Source organism: Photobacterium sp. R1 (assembly GCF_054600795.1).
In genome coordinates, this window is sequence record NZ_BAAHZP010000003.1 from 414,765 (window position 1) to 430,634 (window position 15,870).

15 protein-coding genes are annotated in these 15,870 nt (G+C 50.6%); 9 read left to right on the forward strand and 6 right to left on the reverse strand.

Going from position 1 to position 15,870, the window contains the following annotated elements; all coding sequences use genetic code 11:
- The first annotated feature begins 144 nt into the window (after nt 1-144).
- Nucleotides 145-996 (forward strand): S-formylglutathione hydrolase, encoded by an 852-nt coding sequence (gene fghA, locus ACYP03_RS07680; protein WP_459779130.1) that lies wholly within the window; start codon nt 145-147, stop codon nt 994-996.
- A gap of 57 nt (nt 997-1,053) precedes the next feature.
- Here the strand turns inward: fghA and ACYP03_RS07685 are convergent, their stop codons facing one another.
- Nucleotides 1,054-2,250, reverse strand: coding sequence for an MFS transporter (locus ACYP03_RS07685; protein WP_459779132.1), 1,197 nt, complete (start codon nt 2,248-2,250; stop codon nt 1,054-1,056).
- Nucleotides 2,251-2,350: 100 nt separating this feature from the next.
- Between ACYP03_RS07685 and ACYP03_RS07690 the strand changes: the two genes are divergently transcribed.
- Nucleotides 2,351-3,124, forward strand: a complete 774-nt coding sequence (locus ACYP03_RS07690; protein WP_459779134.1) for an AraC family transcriptional regulator — start codon at nt 2,351-2,353, stop codon at nt 3,122-3,124.
- Nucleotides 3,125-3,239: 115 nt separating this feature from the next.
- On the forward strand, nt 3,240-3,713 hold the full coding sequence (locus tag ACYP03_RS07695) for a LabA-like NYN domain-containing protein (protein ID WP_248141965.1): 474 nt from the start codon (nt 3,240-3,242) through the stop codon (nt 3,711-3,713).
- Nucleotides 3,714-3,842: 129 nt separating this feature from the next.
- Here the strand turns inward: ACYP03_RS07695 and ACYP03_RS07700 are convergent, their stop codons facing one another.
- The 4 genes from ACYP03_RS07700 to ACYP03_RS07715 all read right to left on the reverse strand — a co-directional run bounded on the left by ACYP03_RS07700 (nt 3,843) and on the right by ACYP03_RS07715 (nt 8,791).
- A complete protein-coding gene (locus ACYP03_RS07700; RefSeq protein ID WP_459779135.1) occupies nt 3,843-5,858 on the reverse strand; it encodes an acetoacetate--CoA ligase in 2,016 nt (671 codons plus the stop codon).
- 74 nt (nt 5,859-5,932) lie between these two features.
- Entirely contained in the window at nt 5,933-6,571 is a 639-nt protein-coding gene (gene maiA, locus ACYP03_RS07705) for a maleylacetoacetate isomerase (RefSeq protein WP_459779136.1), read from the reverse strand.
- Nucleotides 6,572-6,583: 12 nt separating this feature from the next.
- Complete coding sequence (locus ACYP03_RS07710) at nt 6,584-7,606, reverse strand: fumarylacetoacetate hydrolase family protein (protein WP_459779137.1); 1,023 nt, start codon at nt 7,604-7,606, stop codon at nt 6,584-6,586.
- 54 nt (nt 7,607-7,660) lie between these two features.
- On the reverse strand, nt 7,661-8,791 hold the full coding sequence (locus ACYP03_RS07715) for a homogentisate 1,2-dioxygenase (RefSeq protein ID WP_248141969.1): 1,131 nt from the start codon (nt 8,789-8,791) through the stop codon (nt 7,661-7,663).
- Nucleotides 8,792-9,330: 539 nt separating this feature from the next.
- Here ACYP03_RS07715 and phhA point away from each other — a divergent pair.
- The 5 genes from phhA (at nt 9,331) to ACYP03_RS07740 (ending at nt 13,456) form a co-directional block, all read left to right on the forward strand.
- The gene (gene phhA / locus ACYP03_RS07720; protein WP_459779139.1) at nt 9,331-10,143 is read left to right on the forward strand and encodes a phenylalanine 4-monooxygenase; all 813 of its coding nucleotides are present in this window, start codon (nt 9,331-9,333) and stop codon (nt 10,141-10,143) included.
- Complete coding sequence (locus tag ACYP03_RS07725) at nt 10,136-10,477, forward strand: 4a-hydroxytetrahydrobiopterin dehydratase (RefSeq protein ID WP_248141971.1); 342 nt, start codon at nt 10,136-10,138, stop codon at nt 10,475-10,477. Before phhA ends, ACYP03_RS07725 begins: the two co-directional genes overlap by 8 nt.
- A 431-nt stretch (nt 10,478-10,908) precedes the next feature.
- The gene (locus ACYP03_RS07730) at nt 10,909-11,616 is read left to right on the forward strand and encodes a hypothetical protein (protein WP_248141972.1); all 708 of its coding nucleotides are present in this window, start codon (nt 10,909-10,911) and stop codon (nt 11,614-11,616) included.
- 143 nt (nt 11,617-11,759) lie between these two features.
- A complete protein-coding gene (locus ACYP03_RS07735; RefSeq protein WP_459779140.1) occupies nt 11,760-12,953 on the forward strand; it encodes a cystathionine beta-lyase in 1,194 nt (397 codons plus the stop codon).
- Between the two features lie 146 nt (nt 12,954-13,099).
- Nucleotides 13,100-13,456 (forward strand): hypothetical protein, encoded by a 357-nt coding sequence (locus ACYP03_RS07740; protein ID WP_459779141.1) that lies wholly within the window; start codon nt 13,100-13,102, stop codon nt 13,454-13,456.
- A 272-nt stretch (nt 13,457-13,728) separates the two neighbouring features.
- On the opposite strand, the gene ACYP03_RS07745 is transcribed toward ACYP03_RS07740, so the two are convergent.
- The gene (locus tag ACYP03_RS07745) at nt 13,729-14,016 is read right to left on the reverse strand and encodes a hypothetical protein (RefSeq protein ID WP_248141975.1); all 288 of its coding nucleotides are present in this window, start codon (nt 14,014-14,016) and stop codon (nt 13,729-13,731) included.
- Between the two features lie 745 nt (nt 14,017-14,761).
- Between ACYP03_RS07745 and ACYP03_RS07750 the strand changes: the two genes are divergently transcribed.
- Complete coding sequence (locus ACYP03_RS07750) at nt 14,762-15,733, forward strand: cation diffusion facilitator family transporter (RefSeq protein ID WP_248141976.1); 972 nt, start codon at nt 14,762-14,764, stop codon at nt 15,731-15,733.
- Nucleotides 15,734-15,870 lie beyond the last annotated feature (137 nt).

A 15,870-nucleotide genomic window follows, 5' to 3' on the forward strand; every position in this document is an offset into this window, starting at 1 on the left:
CCTCGGATCCATCATTGAAAAAGCACCATGCAGCCTCAGGCCGCATGGTGTTTGCGCTATCAGATACTGACAGAAGAAATCGCTCAATGATGACCTCTGATGTTTAAAAAACGAGAAAACCGTGAAGAAAGGCAGGAATGCGGCATGAAAAACCTCGAACTCGCCAGTCAGAATAAAGTTTTTGGCGGCTGGCTGAAACAATATACCCATGAATCCACATCGCTGAACTGCACTATGCGGTTTGCGATTTTTCTGCCATCGACGGCATCTTCAGCACAACCTGTGCCCTCGGTATACTGGCTGTCCGGTCTGACTTGTACCGATGAAAACTTTTCCCAGAAAGCAGGGGCATTCCGGGTGGCAGAAGCCCTGGGAATCGCACTGATCATGCCGGATACCAGCCCGCGCGGAGAAGGGGTGGCAGACGATGAAAACTACGATCTGGGGCAGGGCGCAGGTTTTTACCTGAATGCGACCCAGGCGCCATGGAACGCGCATTACCGGATGTATGACTACGTGGTCAAAGAACTGCCGGGCATTGTGGAAGCACATTTCCCGGTGTCTGCTGTGAAATCGATCTCCGGGCACAGCATGGGCGGGCACGGCGCATTGACCATCGGACTGAAGCATCCGGATATGTATCGCTCTGTCTCTGCATTCAGCCCGATCAGCCATCCGATGAATTGTCCGTGGGGGCAGAAAGCCTTTGCTGCTTATCTGGGGAACAATAAAGATGACTGGCGTTTGTATGATGCGTGCGAACTGCTGAAGCTGGGCAAAGCAGAATTGCCGATGCTGGTTGATCAGGGGGATGCCGATAACTTCCTGAATGAACAGCTGAAACCGGAAGCGCTGAAAGCTGCTGCGGCGTTGCATGACTCTCCGCTGGAGCTGCGCATGCAGGCAGGCTATGACCACAGCTATTATTTCATCGCCAGCTTCATAGAAGACCACCTGCATTTTCATGCCCGGTATTTATTTGCTGAGCAGCGCTAAGTGGTCGGGTTCACCTGTTTGTTGGGCACGTCATCGCGTGCCCAACTTTCGTCAATTTTAATGGCTTTCCTGCCGAGTCGATGGCTCCGAATCAACGCTTTGCCCCTGCTGTGAAACCAGAACTGCGCAAAGACCCCAGACAAGACTGCATGCCAGCAGGATTTTCAGGCTGAAGTGCCAGTCGCCGCTGAGGTCATGGAAAGAGCCGAAGATGACCGGACCGGTTGCTGCGACCAGATAGCTGACGGACTGCACCATGCCGGACAGCGCAGAAGCGTGGCCTGCATCTGTTGAACGCCAGTTCAGCATCGACATGCCCATGATGAATCCCAGGCTGGTGCCCATACCAATCAAGACGCCAGCGAGCAGTGCCGTCTCTTGAGTGATCAGCAGCAGGACAATGCCGGTAAGGGTCAAAAGTACGGCGGCAACACAAGGGTAAAGCGGACTTTTCAGCTTACTGAGTATGGGCACCATGATCAGGCTGGGAATCATGGCGGAAAGCAGCGCGATTCCGTGATACAGACCCGAATCTTCTGTGCTGTAACCCATTTCCTGCACAATCACGGCGTACCAGGCCACAAAAACATAGTTAATCAGTGAATTCATGGCCATATAGGCGGTGAGTTTCCAGGCTGCGGCCGAGCGCCAGACGGTCTGCTCCGTCGAGGTCGTTGCGGATGTTCGGGTTGCGTGGCTGAGTTGCGACAGCCAAGTCAGTCCGGCCAGCACTGCAATCGGCAGGCAGGCCATTAAGGCCAGCGGCCAGTTGTTTCCACCGCCCAGTGTTGCAACGGGCACCACAAGGGTGGACGCCACGGCTGCACCGATGCCCATGATCAGGATGTAAAAAGACGTATAGGCTGCCGCACGTTCCGGATAACGGCGCTTCAGAAAGGCGGGCAACAGCACGTTACAAAATGCAATGCCTAAACCGATCAGCGCGGTGCCAGTAAAAAGCAGTGCGGCATTGCCGGTGCCCCGCAGCCCGATCCCCAGAGCGACAGCCATTAACCCCAGTAAAATGCCCTTTTCGATGCCTGTTTTAGACGCAGTGACTGAAGCCAGCGGAGAGAAAAAAGCAAAAGCCAGTAAAGGTAATGTGGTGAGTAACCCCGCGCTCTGTGATGATAAAGACAGAGTACGGCTGATGTATTCCAGGAGGGGCGACACACTGGTAAAGGGCGCCCGCATCATGAGGGCGGTGAGCGTCAGGGATATCAGAAACAGGATGTGGTGATGTGTTTTTTTCATACTTGTCTCAGTGAATGAATCAGAAGGTAGGGCTAGTGTAAGTGGCCTGAATCCTGTTTAATTGAGTGAATTTGACAATTTATTACTAAAAACAGTCATGATGAAACCCGTCAGTGAAGCTTTATATGACAGTACGTCTTTTCCGCAGCGTGCTGTTGCTCTGAAAGTGGGCAAAGATGCCGACAGAGAATCGCCGATTCATCAGCATGAGAAGGGTCAGCTGGTGATGCCGACCACCGGCTATGTGACCAGTCATATCAAAGAGGCAATCTGGATGGTCCCGCCTCAGACGGCGGTATGGATCCCGGGGAATATGCCGCACAGTAACCGCATTTCTGAAGATGGTGAAGGCTGCATGCTATTTATTCAGCCTTCCGCGATTGTGATGCCGGAGGATGTGTGTACGGTGTCTGTTTCTCCGATGCTGCGGGAAATGATCCTGTATTTATCCGTGCAGGATCAGCAATATTCACCGGGCAGCGAAACAGATAAACTGGCGGAAGTTTTGCTTTCTCAGCTTTCGCAAATGCCTGTGGCGCGGTTTGATTTCGCTGTTCCTGAAGAACCGAGATTACATCTGATTGCCAAAGCTCTGGTGGATAATCCGGGGGACCGGCGGACGATCGGCCAGTGGGCGGCAGATTATGCCATGAGCGAGCGGACTCTGTCCCGGCTGGTGGAGAAACATGTGGGGATGACATTCGGGAAGTGGCGGGGGCAATTACATATCGTCGTCGCCCTGCAGCAGCTGAATTCAAGGGTACCGGTTCAGCGGGTGTCTGAAAACCTGGGTTATGAGTCGGTCAGTGCCTTTATCACTTTTTTCAAAAAGGCACTGGGGAAATCTCCCAAACAATATTTAGCCGGGCGTTGACCCCGGTTGCAGGTCAGTTCAGACTTCACGCTGTGGTGGCCGTGTTTCGGCAGATAAGAACAACAATATGAAGTGTTCCGAGAACACAATGAAATGATGAACAGGATTTGATTTGATGGAAAAAGTGGCCATTTTTGTCGATGTGCAGAACGTTTATTACACATCCCGGCAGCGTTATCAGCGCAATTTTGATTACAACACATTTTGGGCAAAGGTGACTCAGGGACGGGAAGTGGTCGCTGCCTTTGCGTATGCGATTGACCGGGGCGATCGGAAGCAGCAGGAGTTTCAGAACATCCTGCGGGCGATTGGTTTTGATGTGAAGCTAAAACCTTTTATCCAGCGTTCGGACGGCTCAGCCAAAGGCGACTGGGATGTTGGGATCACGATTGATGCGCTGGAATATTCTGTCGATGCTGACGTGGTGGTGCTGGTCTCCGGCGACGGCGATTTTGATTTGCTGCTGAATAAGCTTCGCGTCGGCAAAGGCAAACAGGTTGAACTGTATGGCGTGCCGGATCTGACAGCTGCGTCACTGATCAATGAAGCCAGCCTATTCTGTCCGATTGACGATGGACTGTTGCTGTAGACCGGCTGTGGTTTTCAAAATATAAACGCCCCGTACGGGGCGTTTTTTGTGATGACTTCACGGCTGAATGAATTTACAGACCCCGTTGAATCACCTTCAGGCATCACTGACTGCTTGAGTCGGCACGAATCAGCACGACAATTCAGGCCGATGCTTATATTGTTCCAGCGCCTCCGGGTTTGCCAGCGCACCGACGTTTTTGACCGGTTGCTGGTGGACCACATTCCGGACGGCCAGCTCGACCAGTTTGCCTGATTTGGTCCGTGGAATATCAGTCACCGCAAGAATGACTGCTGGGACGTGGCGGGGCGAGCAGTGTTCCTTGATACGCTGGCGAATTTTCGCTTGCAGCGTCTCATCGAGCTGATGACCTGCCGCCAGCTGAACGAACAGCACCACACGCACATCATTTTGCCAGTTCTGGCCGATGACGATGGAGTCGGTAATTTCATCCATCGGATTCACCTGCCGATAGATTTCTGCGGTGCCAATACGGACGCCGCCCGGGTTCAGCACTGCATCGGAGCGACCAAAGAACACCAGGCCACCGTGGCGGGTCAACTGAATAAAATCACCATGATGCCAGGTGTTCGGATACACCTCCCAGTAAGCGCTGTAATACCGCTGATCCCCTTCGTCATTCCAGAATCCGACGGGCTGGTTCGGGAAGCTGTTACAGCACACCAGCTCTCCCTGAGCTTCGATGACCGATTGCCCGTTGTCATCATAAACCTGCACATCCATCCCTAAAGCGCGGCCCTGACATTCGCCCCGGTACACAGGGCTGATGGGGTTGCCAATCGCGAAGCAGCCGCAGATATCGGTGCCGCCGGAAATCGATGCCAGCTGTAAATCCGATTTGATCGACTGATACACATAGTCGAATTGTTCCGGTGCCAGCACGGAGCCGGTGGAACAAAGTGTTCTCAGATAAGGCAGCTGATGGGTCTTTTCCGGCTGATAACCTTGTTTTTCGAGCGCTTCCAGATATTTGGCGGAGGTGCCGAATAAGGTGACGCCTTCTTGATCGGCCATGTCCCACAACACATTACCGTCCGGATAGAATGGTGAACCGTCATACAGAATTAAGGTTGCTCCGGCTGCCAGACCGCTGGCCATCCAGTTCCACATCATCCAGCCGCAGGTGGTGAAGTAAAACACCCGGTCCCCAGGGTTCACATTACTGTGCAGCATGTGTTCTTTCAGGTGATTCAGTAAGATACCGCCGACACTGTGCACAATACATTTCGGCTTCCCTGTGGTGCCGGAGGAGTAGAGGATGTACAGCGGATGGTTGAACGCAACACGTTCAAACTGAATCGGTGCTGGGGGAAAGGCTGCTAACACATCGTGCCAGTCCTGATACCGCTCTGCCAGAGGAGAATCGGTGGGTGCGTTCAGACTGGCGAAAGGGATCAGCACGACTTTCTCGACACTGTGCAGTTCACTCAGCATCGCGTTGACTTTGTCGATGCAGCTGTGTCGCTTGCCGTTATAAAAATAGCCATCGGCTGCGAACAGAATTTTGGGGCAGGTTTGCCCGAAGCGTTCAACCACACTGTCGACACCGAAGTCCGGCGAGGTCGAGGTCCAGATGGCTCCGACTGCGCTGGTGGCCAGCATGGCAATCAGTGTCTGCGGCAGGTTGGGCAGGTAGCCGGCAACCACGTCGCCCTGAGTAATTCCCTGTGCACGCAGGTACTGGCTGAGCTGAGAAACCTGCTGCTGAAGTGCCTGCCAGCTCAGTTGCTGGCGACGTTCCGGCTGCCCCTCACAATGGAAGACGATTGCGTCTTTGTTTGGTGCCTGATTGCCATAGGCCAGCAGATTTTCTGCAAAATTCAGCCGGGCATCCGGAAACCAGAGGGTATCTTTGGCCGGTTCAGTGCTGTTTGGCGGACAATCGGTGACCCGGTCGCCTTTGTCACCAATCACACCACAGAAATCCCACAGGCGGTCCCAGAAATGCTCGCTGTGCCGGACGGACCAGTGATGCAGTTGCTGGTAGTCATGGAACAGGGTGTCTTCCCGCTCGCTCAATTCCACCATGAACTGGTAAAGCAGGCTGTCGTGAATGCTGTCTTTTGTCGGTTGCCACAAGATTGGCGCTGACGCTTCTTCCAGATGATGGTCTTGCATGCTCATCGTTATTGTCCTTATCGTGATGGCTACGTCCTGAATGGCTGACCTGATGTTTCAGTTCCGGCTCTGGTGAGAGTTTATTTGGCCTGATTGTCCGGATGGGGCTGCCTGAATGCCTCCAGAGCCTGACAAGCTTCATCAATCCTTACCAGTGTAGGATAGGGCGATAAATCAAGCTCAAAACGACGGGCGTTATACAGCTGCGGGATCAGGCAAAGGTCAGCCAGTGACGGCGTCTCACCGCAGCAGAATGTGCTGGGATGCTGCTGATGACGGGAAGCCATCCGGGTTTCCAGTGCAGCCAGACCGGCTTTCAGCCAGTGGTGATACCAGGCGAGTTTGTCGTCCGGGCTGACGTTCAGTTCGCCTGTCAGATAATTGAGGATACGCAGGTTATTCACCGGATGAATATCACAGGCCACAATCAGCGCCAGCTCCCGGCATTGTGCCTTCTGCCACGGATCGGCAGGCAGAAGCGGAAACTGGGGATGGCATTCGTCCAGATATTCAAGGATTGCCAGAGACTGGCTCAGATAGCCGTGCTCTGTTTCTAAAGTCGGCACCAGTTGCGAAGGGTTAATGGCCTGATAAGCCGGGGTTTGTTGCTCTTTTTCCACCAGTGAAACCGGGTGGCTGTGATAGCGCAGCCCTTTCAGGTTGAGCGCGATGCGCACCCGGTAGGCGGCGGATGAGCGAAAATAATCGTAAAGCGTCATCCGGCCTCCTGGTCAGTTCGGTTGATGGTGGTTCAGATCAGCCGGGCTGTACTGGTGTTCATACTTCACTACGGTTTGCTCGATCGCACCGAAGATGGTGTCACCGTGATCATCGAACATTTCAATTTTCACTTTATCGCCAAACTTCATAAACGGCGTGACGGCCTGACCCTGATCGATAATTTCAAGCATCCGGCGTTCTGCCAGGCAGCAGGAACCGCTCGAACGGTCGATGTTTGAGACTGTCCCTGAACCGATGATGGTTCCCGCACTGACATGACGGGATTTCGCCACGTGCTGCACCAGTTCTGCAAAGTTGAAGGTCATATCCACACCGGCATTGGGTTCCCCGAACAGTTCGTCATTCAGATGAACGGTCAGGCGGTGATGTACTTTGTAGTCGTGCCAGCGGTCACCCAGCTCATCCGGGGTTACGGCGACAGGTGAAAAAGCGGAAGCCGGTTTGGACTGGAAGAATCCAAAGCCTTTGCTCAGTTCCGCAGGGATCAGGTTCCGCAGCGAAACATCGTTGACCAGCATCAGCAGTTTGATGTGGCCATGGACTTCTTCGGTCCGTGTTCCCATCGGAACATCGTTGGTAATCACGGCAATTTCGCCTTCGAAGTCAATGCCCCAGCTTTCATCCGCCATTTCAATATCCTGACGGGGACCAAGGAAACCATCGGACATGCCCTGATACATCAGCGGATCTGTCCAGAAGGTTTCCGGCATTTCTGCGCCGCGAGCCTTACGGACCAGTTCCACGTGGTTGACGTAAGCACTGCCGTCTGCCCACTGGAATGCGCGTGGCAGCGGCGAGGCACAATGTGCCGGGTTGAACGGAAAGACATCCTTCGCGATGCCATCGTTCAGGTTTCGGTACAGGTGCTGCAAATCTGCCTCGACCTGTTCCCAGTTATCCAGCGCAAATTGCAGCGTCGGTGCGATATCGTGCGCATGCACGGCTTGGGTAAGATCACGTGAAACAATAATCAGTTGTCCGTCACGGCCATGGTTCAATGAGGCTAATTTCACGTTTTACTCCTTACTTTACAATGTAAATCTAATGCTTGTTTTTTGACCCGGGGATCACTTCCGGTTGATCCAGGAATACACATAATCTTTGTTTTCAACACCATCCGGCAGCTCTGCCACTTCCAGCGGATAGCGGGTATCGATCATCACTGCCACCTCGTCAGTTTCTTTTTTCGGCTGTGACATGCTGGCTGCCAGTGCTTTCGGATGCGGGCCGTGAGAGAAACCACAGGGGTGATGGGTAATCATCCCGGCTTCGATGTTGTCACGGCTGAAGAAGTTGCCACGGTGATAGAACAGCACTTCATCGTAGTCGTCATTGTTGTGATAGAACGGGACTTTCAGTGCACCCGGATCCGATTCGATCGGACGCGGTACAAAGGTACAAATCACGAAGCCATCTGCGACAAACGTCGTGTGAGCCGACGGCGGCAGGTGATAGCGGTGGCTCATCAGAGGGCGAATATCACGCCAGTTCAGTTTGAACACGGTCAGATTCCCTTTCCAGCCCTGTGCGTCCAGCGGGTTGAACGGGTAAGTGATGGTATTCATCTGATTTCGTGCTTTGAGCTTCACCTGCCAGCGCTGATCGTTGTTTTGCTGGGCAAGAAATGCGTCATCGATGCGCGCATATTCCAGAACCGCCGGGTCATACACGGCATGCTGACCCGCAAGACCGCGATCCGGCATCTGGTAGCCGCTGTTGGTGGCTTCGATCAGCAGCAGAGACACGGGCTCATCGACTTCAATACGCCAGCTGGTTGCGCGCGGGATCGTAATATAGTCGCCGTCGCGGAATGTCAGGTGGCCATAGTCACAGTAAAGGTGGCCACTGCCCTGATGGACAAACAGCACTTCGTCACCGTCACCATTACGGACCAGATGGTCCATACTTTGTGAGGTGTTCCAGACGCGCATTTTCAGTTGATTGTTGAACAGAACCAGGGATGCATCCCAGGGAGACTGACCTGGCTGTTCCAGACGCGTTGTATCAATCGCGCGGGGGCGCAGCGGGCCATCCCATTCCACCCAGCCGGTCGGCGGGTTGTCGTGGTACATATGGCTGGCGGGGCCGAAGAAACCTTCCTTACCGCATTCACGCTCATAGGTGCCATCTGGCAGGTCACAGTGTGCCTGACGGGATGCTTTACCTTCGATAATCGGAAATTGAAACCAGTGACGCATCTTAATGGTCCTCATTGACGATGACAGCCCGGTTCAGTCAGTACATCCCTGAACCCGCTGTCTCTATCCTTGTCTGCCGGTGCCGCAGCTGAGGAGTACCCGGCATAGCAGGTGATCTCAGCTGATGTGGTCATACCGGATTAACATTGTATTAACCTGATGCTTTAACTCTGGTTGAGAGCGAATGAACAAGCAACCCCCCGGCTGATATTCGCTTTTTATGAGTGTGCGTTTTTTTTTACATAACTGTATGTTCTTATTGATGGACTAAGTAAAAGTTCTGTTTGTCTTTTTCCACCGTGTTTCATCAGACCAACGCAACAAAGTGTATGTAAAAATATTGTTACACTGATGTGATTTTGCGATTCAGGACAGATGGTTCCATTGCGATCCCGAAAACGCCTACCCTTAAACGAGATAGGGAGCAGCCCCGGTTTCTGCTGAAGCAGATGTAAAGACACATCTGGCTGAGCGGATCAAAAGAAGCCGCTGCGCTGAGAATTGCCAAGGTAAGGCAAAGAGATATAGAAGGTTGTTTTATGGGTAAAGCGACAAAGTATGTATCGAACAAGCCGGATGAAAACGGCGTGATTCACTGGTCTGATGATGAGCATCAAATCTGGCACGATTTGGTGACACGTCAGCTGAGTTGTATTCAGGGCAGAGCCTGTGATGAATATATCCAGGGGCTTGAACTGTTGAAGCTGCCGGTTGATCGTGTTCCGCAACTGGCTGAAATTAATGCGGTTCTGAAAAAATCAACGGGCTGGCAGTGTGTTGAAGTCCCGGCGTTGATTAACTTTGACCGTTTTTTCAGCCTGCTGGCGAACCAGCAGTTTCCTGTTGCGACTTTCCTGCGTTGCCGGGAAGAGTTCGACTATTTGCAGGAACCGGATTTCTTCCATGAAATCTTTGGCCATTGTGCCATGCTGACCAACCCGGCATTTGCTGAATTCACGCATACTTATGGCCGGCTTGGCCTGGCTGCCTCAAAAGAAGAGCGTGTGTATCTGGCGCGTTTGTACTGGTTTACTGTCGAGTTTGGCCTGATGCGTCAGCACGGTGAACGTCGCATCTACGGGGGCGGGATTCTGTCGTCACCGGGTGAAACTGGATATGCGATGACAAGCGATAAGCCAATTTACAAAGCGTTTGATCCGATTGATGTGTTACGTACGCCGTACCGCATCGACATTATGCAGCCGATATATTTTGAAATTGATGGGATCCAGCAACTCTATGAGCTGGCTCATCAAGACATTATGAGCATGGTTCATCAGGCACAGTCACTGGGTCTGCATGCACCTTTATACCCACCAAAGAACAAGGAGCAAGTTGGGGAATATGTCTGATTTAACTGAATTGAAGTGCGAAGCTTGTCAAATTGATGCCCCTATGGTGACAGACAGTGAAATGATGCAACTGTCGAAAGAAATTCCGGAGTGGCAGGTGCTGGATGTCAATGGCATTAAACAGCTTGAAAGAGTGTATAAGTTTAAAAACTTCAAACTGGCCTGGGCATTTGCCGATAAAGTTGCGGAAATGGCTGAGGAAGAGTTCCATCATCCGACCATTACCCTGGAATGGGGGAAAGTGACGGTGAACTGGTGGAGCCATTCAATCAAAGGCCTGCATAAAAATGATTTCATCTGTGCCGCGAAAACGGACAGACTGTCAGAAATTTAAACATATTGAAAAGCCACAAATAAATCAGTCAGCAAGGTTTAAAAAATAAAGCGTTGGTTTTCCAGCGCTTTTTTTATTGAATCAGCGAATGCTGCTGTCAGTCGTTTTTACAGTCTGGCTTCTTGCCTGATGTTCCTACGGCTGAACCATGGGGGTGCTCCGGTTTAGCACTTGCTGAGACCCGACCTGCTAAATGTATTTGATTTCGAAGCACTTCGCATTTTGCCTTGCAAAATGAGAAGCAAATCACAAATTTATCCCCAGTCTTTTTATTGATACGCTTCATTGCATTGACGGATGCTCGGCACCCAAATTGCATAGAGATCACACCGCTGTCTGAAAATGATGTCATTCAGACAGGACGACAAAATCAGGCTGTGCATCCTGAATCCCTTTGGGTTCGGGCAGTTGTGAATTATGGGGGTGGCATTATGTATGACGCAGAGATGAAGCTGAACCATCAGATTGTACAGTTTCTTGAGTTCCAGATTCAGACACTGCAGGAAAACGTTCAGGAACAGGTGACTGAACCGCCGGAGCTGTATACTGCGATTCTGGCTGTGCTGGCACAGTACATGACCGGATTAAAGTCGATCAGTTGTTTGTTAAACCATGGTTTTGTGGCCCAGAGCCGTGGGATATTTCATACGCTGGGCGAAGATTATGAAGATATCATTTTCCTCAGCCTACCTGCGATGAATGGCTTAATGACCAATCTTCATTATGCGTACCTGAAACGGATTGCGGGTGAGGAAGAACATGCGTATTACAGCCCGCTGTCCAGATGTGAAATTCGCAGCCAGATCCGGGAAGCCAGCGGAATTAATCACAATGTCTTTCAGCTTTACCCGAAACGGCAGGCATTGCAGGTTTTACGCCCCGTTGGTGACAAGCCTTGTTCTGCCAGTCTGGCGATTGAGTTACATCGTCACTTTGCCTATAAGGCGATACTGCTGACTGTATTAACGGCGAAAGTTGCGGGTGAATCCGAAGTGATGGGTGAATGCCTGAATTACCGGGCCCGTCTTGAAATGATTGATCCGCAGGCAGTCATGATGCCTCAGGCCCAGCCGCCGCGCCGGACTCAGCCAGTGGCAGACAGAGCAGAGAACGATATATCTTATGCTGCAATCAGATAAAAACCTGTACTGCTGAGCTGTACCCAAACATCAAAGAAGATGTTAACGTCTGAGTTATTCACTGAAAGCCATGACATTTTTGTCATGGCTTGGGTCAACAGGCCCGATCCTTTGACGGACCAAAGAACAGACTTGGGAACAGCATGGCAGACAAAAAAGCATTAGATACCAAAATTATCACCGCTGGTCGTTCAAAAAAATGGACTCAGCATCTTGTGAATCCTCCGGTCAGCCGTGCATCAACGATCGTTTTCGACTCGGTCGCTGAAATGAAGCATGCGACAGCGAACCGCGCCAAACAGGCGCTTTTTTACGGACGTCGCGGCACCAATACTCACTTTGCTTTTCAGGATGCGATGGTTGAGTTGGAGGGAGGCGTTGGTTGCGCGCTTTATCCCTGCGGTACAGCCGCAATATCGAATGCCATTCTGTCGTTTGTGAAGGCGGGCGATCATATTTTAATGGTCGACGGCGCTTACGAACCAACCCGTGATTTTTGCGACAAAGTGCTGGCAAAAATGGGGGTAGAAACAACCTTTTATGACCCGTTGATCGGTGAAGAGATTCGCGAACTGATTCGCCCGAACACGACGGTACTGTTCCTGGAATCTCCGTGTTCCATCACGATGGAAGTGCAGGATGTCCCAACGCTGGCGCGGGTTGCCCATGAGCATGATATCGTGGTCATGCTGGATAACACCTGGGCTTCACCGATCAACTTCCAGCCGTTTGAACATGGTGTCGATATCTCGATTCAGGCCGCGACCAAATATATTGTCGGACACTCTGATGTGATGCTGGGAACCGCAACGGCCAATGAACGTTGCTGGGATCAGCTGCGTGAACACAGCTATCTGATGGGGCAATGTACTTCACCGGATGACGTTTATCTGGCAATGCGTGGTTTGCGGACATTGGGGGTCCGTCTGCGTCAGCATGAAGAAAACAGTCTGAAGGTTGCCCGCTGGCTGGCTGAGCGTCCTGAAGTGGATCATGTCCGCCACCCTGCACTGCCAAGTTGTGAAGGACACGAGTTCTATCTGCGGGATTTCAAAGGATGTAACGGTCTGTTTTCGGTCGTTCTGAACCGCGGAAATACTGAAGCGCTGACAGCATTGCTTGATGGGATGGAACATTTCAGTATGGGTTATTCCTGGGGAGGTTTTGAAAGCCTGATTCTGGCGAACGAGAATATCAATTCCCTGCGGACGGCGAAGAAGAAAAACTTTGCCGGCCCGATATTGCGTCTTCACATTGGCCTTGAAGATACCGAAGATTTGATCCGGGATCTGGCACAGGGTTTCGAGCGATTAAATCGTCTCCTGGAAGCAGAATAAGCTGCGTTGATAAAGCGCATGGAATGACGGAAGCCGCGTATTCGCGGCTTTTTTGTGGCTGTTTTATGAGATCGTGACGTGGCAGTCGCCGGAAGTCGTCTAAAATTCAGACATAACAAGCTGCGTCGTAATACAGGAGTACGGCAATGAAAATAATATCAGTGATGTTTTTCGGTTTCTGGATTCTGACAGGGTGTTCCGGGATGGATTCAAAATACGGAGTCGGTGAGTACACACTTTTCCCCGAGGCTTATGTAAATCAAGAACCGTATGACAGTATTTATCATTATGGATTCAACCAGGGATGTGAAAGTGCGTTAAAGCTGAAAGGCGTAGCTGAAACAACCTATATGAAAGATATCACGCTGACCGATTCTGATACCCGGTATGACGAGGGGTGGGAGGATGGCAAAACCGCCTGCAACAGTGGACAGCGGAGCATTATGGAAAGCAGCAAAATTCATGTGGGTTCGCAAAGCGTCAATTCATCGACGGTCTATTAATTGGGTTGGGATAAATGGGAACAGGGTAATACTGCACCAAGATGATTGAAAATCATCAGCTTAGAGGGCTGAATGGTGTTTCGATGAGCAAAGAATAATAATTATCACTCAGATTGAATAGTGATTCGGGAATGATATCTTACCGTTAGGTTAGATATCGGATGAAAAAAAACAGACCGGAAGGTCTGTTTTTTAGTACGCATCGAATCAGTGGACAAGAAATAAACCTAGCCCAAGTTCTTCTGTTTGTTTTTCCACAATTCTGATGCGTATTATGCCGCTAAAGGTTTGTTCAGAGAACGAACTTGCCCTTGGTGGAACAGCACCGGCACAACAATGTGGACTTCAGTCAGAATCAAATAAGCCGGGTGATCTGCCGGGGTATGCAGTTCAACAACGACCTGTAAATTTTGATCAATCGCTTTCTGAAGCAGTTTTGTTGCAGATGTCTTTCCTAGCTCGGCAAATGGACTAAATTTTCCATTTCGGGCGTAGACCCAAATGGTGAAAGAGTGTTCCTCTCTTTCGAGTTGCTCGATGAAATCAACAATGTGTTTCATTAACAGTCCTTATTGTCGAATCAATATTGAAATATTGACCCGACTATTATGAAATGCCTGTAATGAAATTCAAATTCTTTAATAGGATTTATTTGAGAATGTGACTTGAGCGATCTTTTTGTGAAATGGGTTCTATTTTTGGGAATGCTTTTCTTCTGAAATTATATGTACAGTGTTTCTTATATTTTTGTCTATACAAAAAGCGTTGTTAAAAAATATCGTTTTATTTCGACTCTAATAAAAGAAAAATAATTGGAAAGATTATTTGCTTCAGTATTTTATCGTTAATTTATGACATAACGATTTAAAACCTGTGTTTTAACGAATAGGTAAATCAATCGTCAGACATGCAGCATTAAATATGTACATGCAGGTCATGAAACAATCTTTTGGGGTTGAGGCGAATGACTGAACATGATGGATGACAATGCATTGATATCTTCTTTGATTTAAAACTGCTGTTTGGGATGCTGGATGGTCAGCATGTCCCTGAGTGTTCCCTTGCGTTGGCAAGATGTCCTGGTCTCGGGGAATCTTGCAATACAGCGGTCAATTCAGCGGTTGTATAATCATCATAGAGAGAGAGGCTGCAGCCCTGAAATGAAGGGAAACGAATTGCCGCACTTTGTCCGCTGAGATTGTCCGCTAACTTTGTCCAGGATAGTCTGGCAGCTATGTTGGCGTTCGGTATGTCGTGGTCTGAGATGATGAAAAGGCAGGGACGGGGTTTGAAACAGGAATGAGTATGCAGGATTCATCACAGCAGCAGGATATCCATGGCCGGGTGGTTCGCTCCGCGACACTGGTGGGGGCAGTGCTGAACATTTTTCTGGCGGTGCTTAAAATTGTTGTCGGTAAGTTGTCTGGCAGCCAGGCACTTGTCGCTGATGGTGTGCACAGTTTCTCGGATCTGGCGACCGATGCTGCCATTTTACTGGGTTCCAGATACTGGACGGCCCCAGCTGACAGCAGTCATCCTTACGGCCACGGGAAATTTGAAACGCTGACAAATGTCTTTATCGGCGTGATGCTGGTGCTGGTCGGGATCGGGATTGGCTGGGAATCAATCCAGACGCTGAGTGAGGCGCCGCCACCTGCCCCGGGGATGATGGCTTTTTATGCTGCGATGATTTCAATTTTTCTGAAAGAATTCTTGTTTCGCTGGACTATCCGCAAGGCCCGGGAGATTAACAGCGGCGCGCTGCGTGCCAATGCCTGGCACCACCGCAGTGATGCACTCAGCTCAATTCCCGTGGCCGTTGCCGTAATCGCCAATGCCATTTTTCCCGCATTGAAGTATCTCGACCAGATTGCGGCTTTGCTGGTGACCGGCATGATTATGAAAGCGGCATTTGAGATTCTCTGGCCGGCTTTTCAGGAACTGACAGATGCCCGGGGTAGTGAAGAAGTCGAGAAACAGCTGAAGAAAATGGCTGAGCATGACACTGAGATCCGTGAAATTCATGCCATTCGCAGCAGACAGACCGGCGGCAGTATTCTGCTGGACTTCCATTTGCTGGTTGATCCGGAGCTGACGATTGACGCGGCACACACGATCAGTGAGCGGTTTAAACGACAGATTCTGGACCAGATGGATGATGTGATTGATGTGGTGATTCACATTGAGCCATACACCTGTGAGGAACGAATTGTGAACCCCTGCTCACTGGAGGAGTACCGGAAACAGCAAACCCAGCGTAAGCAAGATAAGCGCTGACTTTGGTACTTTTTTATCATTCAGTCTCAATTGTGATTCTGTTGGAATGATAAAGGATCACTAGGCTTAAAGGGAAAATCAGGGATAGAGGTCTGCGTCTAACTGACTGATATCACTGAGAATATCTTGTTTCATAC

Excerpts from the sequence above, each read along its gene's own strand:
- fghA (WP_459779130.1), top strand. The coding sequence starts at position 145 with ATGAAAAACCTCGAACTCGCCAGTCAGAATAAAGTTTTTGGCGGCTGG.
- ACYP03_RS07685 (WP_459779132.1), bottom strand. The coding sequence starts at position 2,250 with ATGAAAAAAACACATCACCACATCCTGTTTCTGATATCCCTGACGCTC.
- ACYP03_RS07690 (WP_459779134.1), top strand. The coding sequence starts at position 2,351 with ATGAAACCCGTCAGTGAAGCTTTATATGACAGTACGTCTTTTCCGCAG.
- ACYP03_RS07695 (WP_248141965.1), top strand. The coding sequence starts at position 3,240 with ATGGAAAAAGTGGCCATTTTTGTCGATGTGCAGAACGTTTATTACACA.
- ACYP03_RS07700 (WP_459779135.1), bottom strand. The coding sequence starts at position 5,858 with ATGAGCATGCAAGACCATCATCTGGAAGAAGCGTCAGCGCCAATCTTG.
- maiA (WP_459779136.1), bottom strand. The coding sequence starts at position 6,571 with ATGACGCTTTACGATTATTTTCGCTCATCCGCCGCCTACCGGGTGCGC.
- ACYP03_RS07715 (WP_248141969.1), bottom strand. The coding sequence starts at position 8,791 with ATGCGTCACTGGTTTCAATTTCCGATTATCGAAGGTAAAGCATCCCGT.
- phhA (WP_459779139.1), top strand. The coding sequence starts at position 9,331 with ATGGGTAAAGCGACAAAGTATGTATCGAACAAGCCGGATGAAAACGGC.
- ACYP03_RS07725 (WP_248141971.1), top strand. The coding sequence starts at position 10,136 with ATGTCTGATTTAACTGAATTGAAGTGCGAAGCTTGTCAAATTGATGCC.
- ACYP03_RS07730 (WP_248141972.1), top strand. The coding sequence starts at position 10,909 with ATGTATGACGCAGAGATGAAGCTGAACCATCAGATTGTACAGTTTCTT.
- ACYP03_RS07735 (WP_459779140.1), top strand. The coding sequence starts at position 11,760 with ATGGCAGACAAAAAAGCATTAGATACCAAAATTATCACCGCTGGTCGT.
- ACYP03_RS07740 (WP_459779141.1), top strand. The coding sequence starts at position 13,100 with ATGAAAATAATATCAGTGATGTTTTTCGGTTTCTGGATTCTGACAGGG.
- ACYP03_RS07745 (WP_248141975.1), bottom strand. The coding sequence starts at position 14,016 with ATGAAACACATTGTTGATTTCATCGAGCAACTCGAAAGAGAGGAACAC.
- ACYP03_RS07750 (WP_248141976.1), top strand. The coding sequence starts at position 14,762 with ATGCAGGATTCATCACAGCAGCAGGATATCCATGGCCGGGTGGTTCGC.